Here is a 13,163-nt window from a genome sequence, read left to right on the forward strand (position 1 = left end):
CGTTGGCCACGACGATGTCGACCCCGCCGAGCGCCTCGGCCGAGTCGGCCACCCACCGCTCGAGGCTCGGCCCGTCGGCGACGTCGACCGCGCTCCCGACCGCGGTCGCTGCGCGCGCCCGGAGGCTCTCGAGCGCCTCGTCGACGCCTCCTTCAGTACGTGCACAGATCGCCACCGCGCAGCCCTCAGCGGCGAGGACCTCGGCCGTGGCTCGGCCGATGCCCCTGCTGCCCCCGGTGATGATCGCGCGCTTCCCGTCCAGTCCGAGATCCATCGATCGCCTCCTCGTGCTTCCTGTGGATCGTGAACTCCTACGCGGCCACCGAAGTCCTCCTCTCCACCTCCGCCACCACCAGGCTCGAGGCCGACGCCAACGCCCGGTAGCACCGCACGAACCGGTCCGACTCAGGCGCCGGCCGCGTTTCCGCGGAAACGCGCACGGTGATTCGGAGTTGGGCCACCTCTAGCCCAACCCCCGTCACCTTCCCACCCTCACCCACGTTCCCTTCGCGGAGCGACCCGCATGACACCGCGAGCCCCCGTATGCGCCTTCGCACAGCTCTGCCCGCAGGCCTCCGCGCCGCGAGCATCCTTGCCCTCCTCACCGCATGCGGCGAGGGCCCGGTCGCGCCGCCCGCCTCGAGCCCGCCCGACCCGTCGGCCGCCGCCGACCTGTCGGTCGCGGTCGAGATCGACGCCACCGAGGTCACGGTGGGCGATCTGGTCACCGTCACCGTACAGGTCCAGAATTCCGGTCCAGCGGCCGCCGAGCGTGTGCGCATCTCGGCAACGGTCCCCGCGACGGCCACGGCGCTAAGCGGCTCGAACGCGGCGCGCATCTGGACGGAGTCGGTCGGCTGGTCGATCACGAGCATAGCTTCGGGCGTCACACGGACCGTCGAGGCTACTCTCATCGCGACCGGGTCGGGCGAGTCGGTCCTGACGGCCGCCGCATCGTCCTCCTCGCCCGATCCGAACCCCGCCGACAACGACGGCACCGCTCCGGGGCATTCGGCATCGCTGCGCGCCCTGCCAGCGCCCGCGCCCGTCGACCTGGGCGACGCCTGGCCGCTGGCCGCCCCCGCGGACGCGGAACTGGACGCCGCCACCCTCGCCACGCTGGCCCGGCGCATCGAGGCGGGCGAGTTCCTGCACGTCCACGCGCTCCAGATCGCGCGCGCCGGGCGACTGGCCTACGACGCGTACTTCCACGAGCACACGCCCGCGCGGACGCACAGCCTCCAGTCGGTCACCAAGAGCGTCGGCTCGCTGCTGGTGGGGATCGCCGCGGACCAGGGGGCTCTATCGCCCGACGACGCGCTGCCCGTCCTCCTGCCCGAGCGCGCCGCCGCCTACGCCGCCGACCCCGCCAAGAACGGCATCCGGCTGAGCGACGTGCTCAGCATGCGCGTGGGTCTGCGCTGGGACGAGTGGACCTGCTCCTACCAGAACGAGACCTGCAACAGCAACCGGCAGATGAACAACTCGGCCGACTGGATCGGCTACGTGCTGGACCAGCCCGTCGTGGAGACGCCCGGCACCCGCTTCGTCTACAACTCGGGCGGCAGCAACCTGCTGGGGGCGATCGTGAAGAGCCGCACGGGCCGCGATCCCGTCGAGTTCGCGCACGAGCACCTGTTCGGCCCGCTCGACATCGCGCCCGAGGACGTGACCTGGTTCCGCAACACCGAGCACCCGGACTCGCTGCCCCACGTGGGCGGCGGCCTGCGCCTGCGCTCGCGCGACCTCGCCAAGATGGGCCAGCTCGTGCTCGATCGCGGCGAATGGAACGGGCGCCGCGTCGTCTCCGAGGAGTGGATCGCCCAGAGCACCCGCTTCCGCACCAGCGTGCCCACCGGCCACGGCTACGGCTGGCAGTGGTGGCGCATGTCCCTGCCCAGCCCCACCGCCGGCGTGGCCTCGGGCGAGGTCATCTTCGGCTGGGGCTACGGCGGCCAGCACGTGTTCATCGTGCCCGCGCTCGACCTCGTCGTGTCGACCAACTCCTGGAACCCCGACGGCACCACGCGCGGGTTCGAGATCTTCGAGGCGGTGCTGGAGGCTGTGCGGTAGGGGCTACTCCCCCACCACCCACTGAGCCAACACCGTCGCCCCCTCGACCGCGGGGTCGAAGAACTCGCGGCGCACCGCCAGATAGTCCTCGGAGGCGAAGTACGACTCGCGCGTGGCTTCGTCGGGAAAGGAGATGACGAAAACGCGGTTGACCGGATGATCCACTGCTGACCGCAGCACTTCACCCACCCGGAAGTCGTGGCCGAAAAAGCCGCCGCGGGCCTCCAACAGCGGCGTCATCCCGGCGCGGTATCGGTCGTACAGGTCGTCGTCCACCACGTTGAGGGCCACGAGCGTGTCGTGGCGGCCTGCGTTCTCACTCATAGCTCATCTTTCATTCTCGCGCTCGCCGTAGCGCGTCGGTAGCCGGTGGGCGCCCGCGCATCGAGCGGCGGGCTCCTGCGCGGACGCCCCGTCGAAAAGAACCTAGCCTGCCTCACGCCCACGGCCGCAGGACTACGCTCCCGGTCACGCGGTTCTCGGCGACCTTGCGCTGCGCCTCCGCCGCTTCGCTGAGCGGGTAGGCCGAGTCTAGCACCGGTCTGATGCGGCCGGCGCGCACCTGCTCGAGCCCCCACTCCAGGTCGCTCAGGTCGGCCGACATAGAGCCGCGCAGCTGCTTCTGGGTGAAGAAAAAGCTCTGCACGTTGATGGTGCTTTCCACGCCGGCGACGAAGCCGTACGCGACGATAACGCCGAACGGCCGCGCTGCGTCGATGCTGTGCTGCAGCACGTCGCCGCCGAGCGTGTCGATCACGACGTCGGCGCCCGCGCCGCCGGTCCACTCCTTGACCTCGGCGACCACGTCCTGGGTGCCGGAGTTGATGACCAGGTCGGCTCCCAGCTCCTCGAGCTGGGCCCGCTTCGCCTCCTTGCGGACGGTCGTAGCAACCCGCGCGCCCAGTGCCTTCGCGACCTGGATCATCATGCTCCCGGCCGACCCAGCGCCCGCCTGGACCAGCACGCGATCACCAGCCTTCACTCCGCCCACGACCTTCACCGCGCGCACGCCTGTCGCGAGCCCCATCGGCAGCGCGGCGGCCTCCTCCGGCGAAAGCCCCGTCTCGTCCCTGAGCACGAACCGCACGGGCACCGTGATGTACTGGGCGTAGGTGCCCGGGACGCCAAGCCCTTGCACCGTGAAGCTCGGGGCCGACGTCGCCGGGACGACGTCCTGCTCGTCGGCGTCCGTCGGGAAGCCCGACAGCGGGATCACCCGCTCGCCGATCCTGAACCCTTCGACACCGTCGCCGAGCGCCGCCACCTCCCCCGCCGCGTCCGCGCCGAGTATGTGCGGGAACGGCAACTCGGGCGCGACCTCGCCCGCGCGGATGTAGTGGTCGAACCTGTTGACCCCGCTGGCCAGGACCTTGATCAGAACCTCCCCCGGTCCGGGTCGAGGCGTCTCGACATCTTCGTAGGTGAGCACGTCGAAGTCTCCGAATGCGTGAATCGTCGCTGCCTTCATGATGTTCTCCTTGTCTACGCACTTCGCTTAGAATACGACCGGTCGTCTTGAGTTCCGGTCAAAAAAAAAGGGGACGCCTTCTCATGGCCTCAGGAAGTCGTCGATCATTAGCCGGCTGAACTCGTCCAGCGGCTCGCGACTCGCCTCCACCTGCATGCGCAGCAGCGCCCCCTCCCACGCGGCGAACAGGACGCCGGCGAGCTCCTCGGCCGTGCGGTCGGTGCGTACCGTGCCGTCCGCTTGCCCCTGCTCGATCGCGCCGGCGAACCGTTCGCGGGTACCGCCCATGCCCCGCGCCATTGCCTGCCGCAGCCCGGGATTGGTCGCGCCGACCTCGGCGCCCAGGTTGCCCAGCAGGCACCCCGCCCCTGCCTCGAGCTGGCGCGGGATCTCCTCGTCGAAGTAGTCACGCACGCGGTCCAGCGCGCCCGGCCCATCAGCGAAAGCCTCGCCGAGCTCCGCGTGGAACCGATCGGCGTAGAGGTCGATCACCTGCGACGCGAAATCCTCCTTCGACTCGAAGTAGTTGTAGAACGACCCCTTGGGCACGCCCGCCTCCTCGAGCACCTCCTTGATGCCCGTGCCGTTGTAACCACGGCGAATCAGGGCGCTGAGCCCCTCCTCCAAGAGGAGATCGCGTGTCCGGATGCTGCGCTCTTGCTTCGGCATGCTTCGACTTTAATACGACCGGTCGTCTTGTGTCAAGAGTCGTTCTATTCTCCGTTTGCTGGTGCCAGATCGCGAACCGTGCCCGAGCACCACTCGTAGCGACGGTAGACCGGTGAAGCTCTAGGTCAAGTCCGCGTCGCCCGGCTTCCGCTCGGCCGGTGGATCGTCCTTCTTCTTCCACTCCGCCGGTGGCTTGTTGCCCCCGCCAGCCGGACCCTCGCTGAGGTCCTCGTCGCCCTTCGGCCGGCAGTCCCCAGCCTCCAGCTTGCGGACGAACAGCTCCACCTCGTCCGCGAAGGGGGCGTCCGGGTCGGGCTTGAACGGCACGCCGGGAAGAAGGAGATGGTGCCCGCCGTTCAGCCGAACGCAGGCCTGAATCTCGGGTCGAGAGATTCCGAGCAGCCGGAGAGCACCGGCCGTTTCAGGAGGAGCAACTGGACGTGGCGGCGGAGCTATATCTTGATCCGATGTTGCCCTTCTGCAACTGGCTTGGTCTTTCGACAGATCGGGCGCTCGCAATCGTGTTCGACCGGGCCATCCAACTGGGCCGCGGCGGAGCCAGACGGTGGATTATGGATGTGGTCGGGCCGATCGAGGACGGGGATGAAGAGACCCTTCAGTTCGCGCTCGACTCATACGGGTTCACCGACCTTCGGCAGCTCCAGGCAGCCGTTCCCGGCATGGAGGTGGACGGATCATGGGGTCCGAACACGCACGCTGGGCTTTGTTGGATCGAGCGTCAGCGATCGGACGATGACCCATTCGTGATCATGGTGCCCGACCGCGACGTGATGCTCGACATGATGGTCATCGCATCGGACGGGAAGCGGTGGGGCCACCGGGTGAAGCGGCTTCGCGACTCAGCCGATTTCGGCGACGTGGAGTTCGATCTGTAGGCCTGGATACTGTCCACGCGTAGCCCATGGCGATGGACCGGCGACCTCACCCGCCAGGCTGGGCGCCCCCCTACTCCACCCGCCCCTCCACCTCCGCCACCACCAGACTCGACCCCGACGCCATCGACTGGTAATACCGTACGAACCTGTCGGTCTCGAACGCCGGGAAGTCGGCCAGGTTCAGCGCCCAGCGATACGCGATCGGCTGGTAGCGTAGCGCGACGGCCACGTCCATCGGACCTGCGGCGCCGTCGATCGCCAGGTCGAAGCTGACGACGTCGGAGCCGCCGTGGAAATCCTGATCGGCCGCGGCGGCGCCCAGCACGGCCACGTCGGGGTGGGCGGTCACCGGCTCGAAGCCGCGCGGCAGCAGGCGGTTGTCCTTCAGGTAGGCGACGGCGTTGAGGAGCCCGGTCGTGGGACCGCCGCCGTCGCCGTGCTCCATGATGGCTTCGTAGATCTGGACTTGGTCGGCGCGCTCGATGGTGCGGTGGTGCCGCTCGTACCGGGTCGCGTCTTCGTCACTGTCGTTGCCCTCGATCGAGCCGTCGGGGCGGAAGCGGCCGGACTCGAAGAGGACGGCGCCGGCTTCATCGGTCACCGTCACGTGCAGCCACGCCCTGCGCGACGGGTAGGCCGAGGGCAGCTTGTGGCCGGCCAGGTTCTCCACCGCTACGTCGAAACGCAGCCGGCCGCCGGATCGCTCCAGCGCGCGGATCTCGAGCCTCGCGGTGCGGGTCTGCAGGTGCTCGACGGTGCGCCGCGCCGCGGCCTCGAGCTCGGGCGAGGGGGCCTGGACGCCGAGCTCGTCGCGGTAGCGGTTGAGCATGCGCAGCATGAAGAAGTTGCCGCCGCGGAAGGCGTGGCGGTTCACCCCGGCGCGCGGCCTGCCGAGCACGCCGGTCACCGCAACCTCGCCCTCGACCTCTGGCATGTGGCAAGACTGGCAGCTCCGCTCGCCGGCGTAATCGCTGTGCAGCCACTCCTGGTAGGGCATCTGCTCGGGGAACTCGCCCGCCTCGTCGCCCGCGAGCGGGTGCGTGTGCAGGGTGTGGCAGGAGCCGCACAGCTCCGAGCTCTGGATGTGCGCCGAGCTGTCGGGCTGGAGGCCGGTGGCCGACGCCATGATTCGCCGGCGGCCGGCATCGACCCCGAACGGCCCGAAGACCGCGCCGCCCGGCGCCGCGCCGATCGTGAAGCCGCCCGAGAAGCTCGACGGGTCGCCCAGGCCCTCGGGGCTGATCTGGTGGCACACCGAGCAGGACACCCCATCGGCCGCGAGGATCGCCCGCGCGCCCGGGGCCGCACCCACCGGCAGGTTCTCGAATACCGAACCGGAGCCGCCCTCCGTATGCGCGCTGTAGCGCGCCATGGGCATGTGGCAAGTGGCGCACTTGTCCTCGATCGCGGCGCGCGCGTCGGGGTGCTCCATGATCTCGCGGCGCACCGCCGCGTGCCAGTACGGGTCGCGCGCCGAGTTGGCCATCATCGACGCGCGCCAGTCCGAGCCGATCGACACGTCCTCGCCGGCCGGGCCAACCACGCGGTTGTGGCAGGCGATACAGGCGTCGGAGGTGCGGAACAGCGGGCCGTTGGCGTGCGCGGCGGCTTGGGTCGCCGCGGGGTCGGCGGGCGCGGCGTCCCCCGGGGCCCTGGCCACGCCCGCGGGGGCGCACGACGCGGCGAGCCACGCGGCGAGTAAGGCAACGGCCGTCCTACCACCCATCGAAGAACCCTCCGTCGAACCAGTCCCAGAGCACGTATACCAGGAGCTGCGTGCTCCTGGTGTCCGAGTCGGTCAGCGGGATGCGGACGCCGGCGTTCGCCATAACGTGCTGGCGCGTGTTCAGCGTGACCTGCACTTGCGGCACCAGGTCCCAGTCGGTCGAGCCGCCGCCTTCCAGCTCGCGGCCCGCGAGCACCTCGAGCATGGGCGACCAGGCGCGGCCCCAGCGCCCCTCCCGGAAGGTGCGACCGAGCACCAGCCGCAAAGCGCCCTCGTTGTCGGCTGCGTCCTGGTCGAAGGGCAGCTCGACGAGACCCTGCGCCTGCAGGAAGACGTCGTTCCTGAAGATCTGCCCGTAGGCCAGGAACGACTCGAAGACCGTGGTGCCGGTGCCGAAGCCGTCGTCCTCATCGCCCGTGGGCAGCTTGATCTCGCCGGCGACGCTCACGATCGACCGGCGCTCGAAGGAGTGGAAGACGTCGCGCTTGAGGCCGATCACGATGTCCTCGATGCCGCCCACCCAGTCGCGCGAGATCTCGGTGCCGTCGCCGGCCAGCACCGCCCGCTCCTGGAAGCCGAACGGGACCACCACCTCGACCTGGTTGCGGGAGCCGAAGCGTCGCTCGTAGACGAACTCGTGGCTGACAGCCTGCGGGTCATCGACCGAAACGCCGACGGTGTAGACCGCCTCGTCTTCCGGATACGCTTTCTCGGTCACGAGCGCGCGCGGCAGGTTCAGCTCGCCGCGCGGCCAGTCGGCGTCCCCGCAAAAGCCCCGGATGTATTGGACGATGCGCCTGATCTCGGCCTCCGTCAGGGCGTCGCCGAAGGCCGGCATCATGGGGTCGAAGCCGCGCGTCGGGCCGCCCTCGTGGCCGACCGCGACCCAGTCGGCGTCGGGCTCCCGCGAGGCGAAGGCGCACTCGCTGAAGTCGGGCAGCGCGATGTCGAAGCCAACGTCCGCGGCCGAGGCGCCCGTGCCGTCCGCGCCGTGGCAGGCGGCGCACGCGGCGCGGTAGAGGGCTTCGCCCGACATGTCGGCGTAGGCGGCCTGGGCGGCTGCGGGGTTCTCCTGGGCGGCGGCCGGGGCGGGTAGCGCGATCGCGAGGGCGAGACCGGAGAGCGTGGTGACAGCCGCGAGCGCGAGCGCTCGGACGGTGGCGGGCACGGTGGCCGTGGGAGGCGCGGCGAGAAGAGCGGGCGCCGGCGTCGGAAGGGGGAGGGGACGGGACATGGGTCGCAATGTGGTCGGGTAGCCCGCGGTGCAGCAAGCGATCGTCTCGAACCTACTTGACCCGCCACCACGGCGCCGCGAGAACGCCCTCCGATGCCCAGAAGACCTCCGCCTCCCCGCCGCGGAGTTCACAGGAAGCCCTGCCCTCCATGGGCATCGATGCGGCGTAGCCACGCCTCCACCTCAACTCGATGCGGGACGGGTATGTCGCACCCAATGTGACATCCCTGTCCCAGCCGGCCCACCGGATTCTCCTGCAGCTTCGTCTGTAAATCGTTCAAGCCGTTGCGATTAGGCGGCTGACTCCTCCGAGCGGCGTCATGGCTCGCGCATTGCTTTGACTAGGAGTGAACGAGGCCCGCCTATGTCGGACACGATCGCGAGACCAGAATGCCAAACGTCCGATCCATGCAGAACGACACGTCCCTGCCGCTAGCCGTCAACGTCGTAGGCCAATCGCCGCACGTCTTCGCCTACAGATTCTGGGCGAAGGAACCCGGGGCGGCCGACTGGACCGTAATCGGCGACGGCCAGACGGAAGACGAAGTGCCCGACTCCTTCCTAACGGGGCCCCACCCGGACGGTACTCGCATCGCCTACTGGACCGGCGTAGGAGGAAAAAGAAACTCGGACTTCAGGCTTGCCGTCACGTTCTCCCAACAGGACAGGATCATCGTCGGGGGCCTGGACGTCGTCCTGGGGCGCACGTCGGATCTGGGCGGCGGAGTGGCCGAGAAGGAGGCGATTCTGATATGAGGAATCACGGTCGCCCCGTCCTGACGATCGTCGCCGCGACGGCTCTGCTGCTCGATCCGGTGGTTGCGCAAGGCCAGCAGCCGGTCGAGTTCCTGACCGCCATACCCGAGACCCCCGTTTCCACGTTTCTGTCTGGATCGCCCGCCCAGGTGGAACGGCCGAGCAGCATTCGCGACCTGGGCGTCGCAATCCTCTCCGGCGTGGGCGCCGATGGGGGTCTCCAGCAGGGCTTTGCGATAGACGCCTCGCTTTGGACCCTCATTCCGGGGCTTTCCATCTCCCTGGAGCGATACCGCGACAACCCCTTTCTCTACGCGCTGGCCAACACGCAGTTGTCCCTCGGATCCGCGCGCACCTCGGGCGACTCGACCGACACTTCCGTGGCGCTCGGGCTCCGAACCACGCTGATCGACCGCGGCGACCCCATGCGCGACCAGGACTTCACCCGGGGTCTGGGGGCATCCATTTTTGCCGACTGCACGCCTGCCGCTCCCGGAGCCGGCCAGAGCGCGGCGTGCGTGGATTCGGTCACAGCCGCCGCGTTCTCGAGCTACACGAAGGACCACTGGAACGACGCCCGCCTGTCGCTGGCGTTCGCCACCGGGCGGCGCCTCGTGCATTCGCGTTTCGACGACTCCGAGTACGCCGGCGTCGACGCGTGGGTGGTGGGGGGACTGCCCCTGACTTCTCGAGGGCAGCTCGCGGGCCAATTCCGTTTCCGCGACCGCCCCGCCCAGGACACCGTGCCCGAGCACACGGAGTGGAACTACGGAGCCCGCGTCTTCTTCGGCTCCGGCACGTTCAATGCCTTCGCCGAAGTGATCGGCGCCAGCCGCTCGGGTGGGGCCGCGGTAGATGCCACCGTCGCGCTCGACGAGTCGTCCAGCGCGTGGTCGGCGGGGCTGGAGTTCCGGATTATCGACAACACCTGGATCACCACTGGCTTCGGTACGCGGTTCGACGCTCTGTCCGACGACAACACGGCCGTCGTTTTCGCGGACATTCGGTGGGCCGTGACCAGTAGCGCCCGGATCAGCAGGCTCGGGAATTGATCTTCATCGAACGAGGGAGCGGACATGGACCTTTCCGATGAGCGCGACGCTGTTCGCATAGCAGTAGAAGGCGTCGTCGAAAGTACGGTCTGTCAGGTGGATGACTCGGCGATGGTCGAGCTGGCGAATTACGCGCGCCACAGAGGCGTGCAGGATCTGGACGACGACTCGCTCGAGCGAGTCGTCACGGGAATCGGACAGATCGCCGAGCAAGTCGCGCGCAGAGGCGGTCGCGAGCGACTTGGCGGCGCCGACATTCGCGCGGTAGTGCTCTATCTCTGCTCCCAGACCTATGGCGATTGCTCCGAAGTGGCGCGACGCATCCTCGCGGAGAGCATCGCGCTGACCGGTGACCAAATTGACCACATCGTGGGGCTCGGGTCGGGGGACTTGGGAGGGATGGAACGGTGAACGTCGCGGTCGAGGCGAGTGCGGTCGGCTCGGCGCCGGAGGTCCTGCCAAAGGAGGTCGCCATTATCCGCCGCTGGGCGACCGAGGTCGAGGACAACACCCGCGTAATGATGGAAATGGGCCTCTTCAAGGACTTGTCGGGGTACCTTGAGACGATTCTGGCGCGACTCCGCGAGGCTCGGGAGTACCTTCAGGAAGGCCAGATCCCGTTGGCCCGTGAACAAATCGGCTTGGCGGAGGCCGTGCTGAGCCAGGCCAGCGACGAGCAGTCTTGGGGCTGGCGTGCGGTGCACGTGCACCAAGTGCACCTGCTCATCTTTCACGTCGCGGTCGCCGTGATCCTCCTGAACATCTCGACGCGGTGGTGGATTTTCGGCAACCTCAGCACGGTCTTGTTCGGCGTCCCGGTAGATATCCTGCTCCTGGGTGCTTTGGGTGCCACGCTGCGGGGGTCGTTCTGGCTATACAGGAAGGTCCAGACGGAGACGTTCCGGGCCCAGTTTACCGTCGGGCACCTTGCCGCGCCGGTGATCGGCGCGCTCTTCGCGCTGCTGGTCTATCTGGTCTTCCGAGGGGGACTCGTTGCACTCGCCGAGGGGGGCAACCCCCAATCGGGAGAATGGGCCCTCAAGGCTCTGGCGTTCGTCGCTGGCTTCAGTTGGGAGTGGGCCTTGCAGCGGTTGGAGCCTGTGTTCACTGCGACCTCCCACCGGGGATCCGCGCTTGCTCGACAGCCAGCGACCAAACCCGATACGGCAGGCGGCGCCGCCCAGGCCGGCGAGGCGACGGAGGAAGTCGCACCGACTAGAAAGGTCGCGGCAGCGAGGGTGCCGAGCCGGCCCTCGCGGCCGAGCGGCCGGGCCACGCCGCCTCCGCAACCGCCTGCCACACCTGCCCAAGTAGGGCCTTGAACGGGGACGACCCTGTCCAAACCGGACCTCAGATCTTCGGCACGATGCGCAGCTCCGGAACGGGTTCGGGGGCCCCGCTGTGGAAGACGGGATCGCCGTCGGCGAGCAACTCGAGTCTCATGAGCTCCTCGGTGAGACGCTCCGCGCGTTCGCGCATGGCGCTCTCCCACCGGTAGCTGTCCGGTGGGTCGGCGTCGCCGCGGCGGATCATGTCGGGATACGACAGGCGGCCGGCGGAACCGCCGGTGTAGCGGCTCCGCATGCGGCGCAGGATGTCTTCGAGCACAGCCATCGTGGATCGGTAACGGACCCAGCGGTGGTTGTCCCAGGTGAGGTTGCTACCGTCGCCATCGGGCCCGTAGCGCCGCGCCAGCTTCCCGGCGGCGTGCCGCCCGCGCTCCGCGAGCTTTTTGATCAAGTCGACGGGCATGTCCAGGTTCAGCCCGCCTTCGTCGGTCTCGAGGAACACGTGCACGACGCGGTCGCGGTAGCCCGGGACTTTGAGCTGGCCGTTGTCCACCCAGTTCTGCATCGCGCCGCCGATCGCCCCCACGAAGCCGAGGAACGAGCGCAGCCCCCCTTTCGCATCGAAGCGGTACCACCAGTCGTCAGCGCCGCCGTGGATGTCGGGGATCACCCAGCTGTTCTCTTCCTCCTCCTCCGAGCGCGGCCGGTCCACGTGAAAGGGCCGCAGGTTGATCGCGAAGGTGGGCCGTCCGGGGAGCGGGGAGTCGAAGAAGTGCACCGGGAAGTTCGAGCTGATACCGCCGTCGGAGAACCACGCGCGCTCCGGCACCCCGGCGTTCTCACCATCGCGCATCTTGTCGACCGCCCACAGCGGCACCGCGCTGACGAGCAGCGGGAAGCTGAGCGACAGGCGCGCGCCGACCACGACCGGAAGGTCCGCGGCCTGCGGCACGGTGCGCAGGTCGGCCGGCACGCCGCCTGGTCCGGTGGGCCCGACCCGCGGCTTCGAGTGGTCGACCATCCACCGTACCACGTACTCCGGAAAGAGCCTGCGGAACTCGTCGGGATCGAAGAACAGCTCCTCGCCGTCGAAGGGGACACGGTAGGGGCGCCCATGGGTCAGGCTCGTGGTCATCAAGCGCAGGTCGATGCCGTGGTCGGGGTCCGGCTCTGGGCCGCGCCAGAGGTCGCCGAAGGTGAGCGGCTGCCCGGGCTGCTGCCCGGCGAGCCGGTCCAGCAAGGACGACAGCCAGGGCGTCAGCGCCGCGGCGTCGGTCCGCCCGTTGGCCAGCCCGAGGCACATGCCGTAGTAGTTGGCGGGCAGCGTCCGCCCCATCCGGCTCGCAAGCGCGACCGCGACGCAGAGCCCCGCTCCGGCACACGCGACGACCAGGCCCACCACCGTGAACGCTGCCGCCACCCAGCCGTCCGCCGCCCACAGCGCCAGCGCCACCAGACCGGCCCCCGGTAGCGCACCGACCAGAGCGGACACCGGGAAGCTCCTCCCTGCCGCGAGCAGGAACCGCAGCGCCCGCCCATACCAACTGCCGCGGCCGGCGGCCGCGACCAGCGCGCGGAACAGCGGCTCCGTGGACCTCTGCGGCTGGAACAGCGCGAACAGGTTGGAGCGGCCCCGGGTGGGGGACGCCGCCCCGCACCACTCGGGCAACGCGGCGAGTTCGGGAAACCCAGGCGTCCCGCGGCTGCGTCCCAATTCCGCCGCGGCGGCGGCCGCCGCGGCGACCGCGCCCGCCGACGTACCGCCGATGCTCCGGAACCGGTAGTCCCGCGCGACCTCGCACACGCCACGCGGATAGACCACTCCGCTGGTGATGCCGCCCTTCATGACGATGTCACACTGGAGCTTCGGATCGTCATAGGTGGCGGAATCCCGCAGGGGGTCGGCGGACTCCTGTGCGCCGGCGCTCCGCGTCCGTCCCTGTTGCCGTCGATGCTGTGCCTGAACGGTGACCATGATGGCCCTTTCTCTCGAGAGGTTG

The 13,163-nt window shown here is 69.1% G+C and carries 14 protein-coding genes; 6 read left to right on the forward strand and 8 right to left on the reverse strand.

Annotated elements, in window-relative coordinates; all coding sequences use genetic code 11:
- The coding region (locus ABFS34_04710; GenBank protein ID MEN8374728.1) for an SDR family NAD(P)-dependent oxidoreductase at positions 1-274 on the reverse strand (274 nt) is incomplete at its 3' end.
- A 269-nt stretch (positions 275-543) separates the two neighbouring features.
- Between ABFS34_04710 and ABFS34_04715 the strand changes: the two genes are divergently transcribed.
- The gene (locus tag ABFS34_04715; GenBank protein ID MEN8374729.1) at positions 544-2,073 is read left to right on the forward strand and encodes a serine hydrolase; all 1,530 of its coding nucleotides are present in this window, start codon (positions 544-546) and stop codon (positions 2,071-2,073) included.
- 3 nt (positions 2,074-2,076) lie between these two features.
- Here the strand turns inward: ABFS34_04715 and ABFS34_04720 are convergent, their stop codons facing one another.
- The 4 genes from ABFS34_04720 to ABFS34_04735 form a co-directional block, all read right to left on the reverse strand.
- Positions 2,077-2,397 (reverse strand): DUF1330 domain-containing protein, encoded by a 321-nt coding sequence (locus ABFS34_04720; protein ID MEN8374730.1) that lies wholly within the window; start codon positions 2,395-2,397, stop codon positions 2,077-2,079.
- Between the two features lie 112 nt (positions 2,398-2,509).
- Positions 2,510-3,541 carry a zinc-binding dehydrogenase gene (locus ABFS34_04725; protein MEN8374731.1) on the reverse strand — a complete coding sequence of 344 codons (1,032 nt, stop codon included), beginning with the start codon at positions 3,539-3,541 and terminating at the stop codon, positions 2,510-2,512.
- 81 nt (positions 3,542-3,622) lie between these two features.
- The gene (locus ABFS34_04730; GenBank protein MEN8374732.1) at positions 3,623-4,210 is read right to left on the reverse strand and encodes a TetR family transcriptional regulator C-terminal domain-containing protein; all 588 of its coding nucleotides are present in this window, start codon (positions 4,208-4,210) and stop codon (positions 3,623-3,625) included.
- Between the two features lie 120 nt (positions 4,211-4,330).
- Entirely contained in the window at positions 4,331-4,537 is a 207-nt protein-coding gene (locus ABFS34_04735) for a hypothetical protein (protein MEN8374733.1), read from the reverse strand.
- A 251-nt stretch (positions 4,538-4,788) separates the two neighbouring features.
- Between ABFS34_04735 and ABFS34_04740 the strand changes: the two genes are divergently transcribed.
- The gene (locus tag ABFS34_04740) at positions 4,789-5,106 is read left to right on the forward strand and encodes a hypothetical protein (GenBank protein ID MEN8374734.1); all 318 of its coding nucleotides are present in this window, start codon (positions 4,789-4,791) and stop codon (positions 5,104-5,106) included.
- A 70-nt stretch (positions 5,107-5,176) separates the two neighbouring features.
- On the opposite strand, the gene ABFS34_04745 is transcribed toward ABFS34_04740, so the two are convergent.
- Together ABFS34_04745 and ABFS34_04750 are read right to left on the reverse strand one after the other, a co-directional pair.
- Positions 5,177-6,832 (reverse strand): hypothetical protein, encoded by a 1,656-nt coding sequence (locus ABFS34_04745; protein MEN8374735.1) that lies wholly within the window; start codon positions 6,830-6,832, stop codon positions 5,177-5,179.
- The gene (locus tag ABFS34_04750) at positions 6,822-8,000 is read right to left on the reverse strand and encodes a c-type cytochrome (GenBank protein ID MEN8374736.1); all 1,179 of its coding nucleotides are present in this window, start codon (positions 7,998-8,000) and stop codon (positions 6,822-6,824) included. Before ABFS34_04750 ends, ABFS34_04745 begins: the two co-directional genes overlap by 11 nt.
- Before the next feature lie 456 nt (positions 8,001-8,456).
- Between ABFS34_04750 and ABFS34_04755 the strand changes: the two genes are divergently transcribed.
- From ABFS34_04755 to ABFS34_04770, 4 genes are read left to right on the forward strand one after another with little or no spacing between them, the layout of a single operon-like run.
- Positions 8,457-8,822, forward strand: a complete 366-nt coding sequence (locus ABFS34_04755; protein ID MEN8374737.1) for a hypothetical protein — start codon at positions 8,457-8,459, stop codon at positions 8,820-8,822.
- Positions 8,819-9,874: a hypothetical protein gene (locus ABFS34_04760; GenBank protein ID MEN8374738.1), complete on the forward strand. Its 1,056-nt coding sequence runs from the start codon at positions 8,819-8,821 to the stop codon at positions 9,872-9,874. The genes ABFS34_04755 and ABFS34_04760 overlap by 4 nt, the downstream gene beginning before the upstream one ends.
- A 24-nt stretch (positions 9,875-9,898) precedes the next feature.
- Positions 9,899-10,285, forward strand: a complete 387-nt coding sequence (locus ABFS34_04765) for a hypothetical protein (protein MEN8374739.1) — start codon at positions 9,899-9,901, stop codon at positions 10,283-10,285.
- Positions 10,282-11,196, forward strand: coding sequence for a hypothetical protein (locus ABFS34_04770; protein MEN8374740.1), 915 nt, complete (start codon positions 10,282-10,284; stop codon positions 11,194-11,196). Before ABFS34_04765 ends, ABFS34_04770 begins: the two co-directional genes overlap by 4 nt.
- 28 nt (positions 11,197-11,224) lie before the next feature.
- Here the strand turns inward: ABFS34_04770 and ABFS34_04775 are convergent, their stop codons facing one another.
- A complete protein-coding gene (locus tag ABFS34_04775) occupies positions 11,225-13,138 on the reverse strand; it encodes a SuhR protein (protein MEN8374741.1) in 1,914 nt (637 codons plus the stop codon).
- Between the last annotated feature and the right edge of the window lie 25 nt (positions 13,139-13,163).

The organism is Gemmatimonadota bacterium, from assembly GCA_039715185.1.
Lineage (GTDB): Bacteria > Gemmatimonadota > Gemmatimonadetes > Longimicrobiales > RSA9 > DATHRK01.

Bases quoted from the DNA above. Each gene is read 5' to 3' on its own strand.
- ABFS34_04725 (MEN8374731.1), bottom strand. From the start codon at position 3,541: ATGAAGGCAGCGACGATTCACGCATTCGGAGACTTCGACGTGCTCACC.
- ABFS34_04715 (MEN8374729.1), top strand. From the start codon at position 544: ATGCGCCTTCGCACAGCTCTGCCCGCAGGCCTCCGCGCCGCGAGCATC.
- ABFS34_04775 (MEN8374741.1), bottom strand. From the start codon at position 13,138: ATGGTCACCGTTCAGGCACAGCATCGACGGCAACAGGGACGGACGCGG.
- ABFS34_04730 (MEN8374732.1), bottom strand. From the start codon at position 4,210: ATGCCGAAGCAAGAGCGCAGCATCCGGACACGCGATCTCCTCTTGGAG.
- ABFS34_04755 (MEN8374737.1), top strand. From the start codon at position 8,457: ATGCCAAACGTCCGATCCATGCAGAACGACACGTCCCTGCCGCTAGCC.
- ABFS34_04765 (MEN8374739.1), top strand. From the start codon at position 9,899: ATGGACCTTTCCGATGAGCGCGACGCTGTTCGCATAGCAGTAGAAGGC.
- ABFS34_04745 (MEN8374735.1), bottom strand. From the start codon at position 6,832: ATGGGTGGTAGGACGGCCGTTGCCTTACTCGCCGCGTGGCTCGCCGCG.
- ABFS34_04720 (MEN8374730.1), bottom strand. From the start codon at position 2,397: ATGAGTGAGAACGCAGGCCGCCACGACACGCTCGTGGCCCTCAACGTG.
- ABFS34_04760 (MEN8374738.1), top strand. From the start codon at position 8,819: ATGAGGAATCACGGTCGCCCCGTCCTGACGATCGTCGCCGCGACGGCT.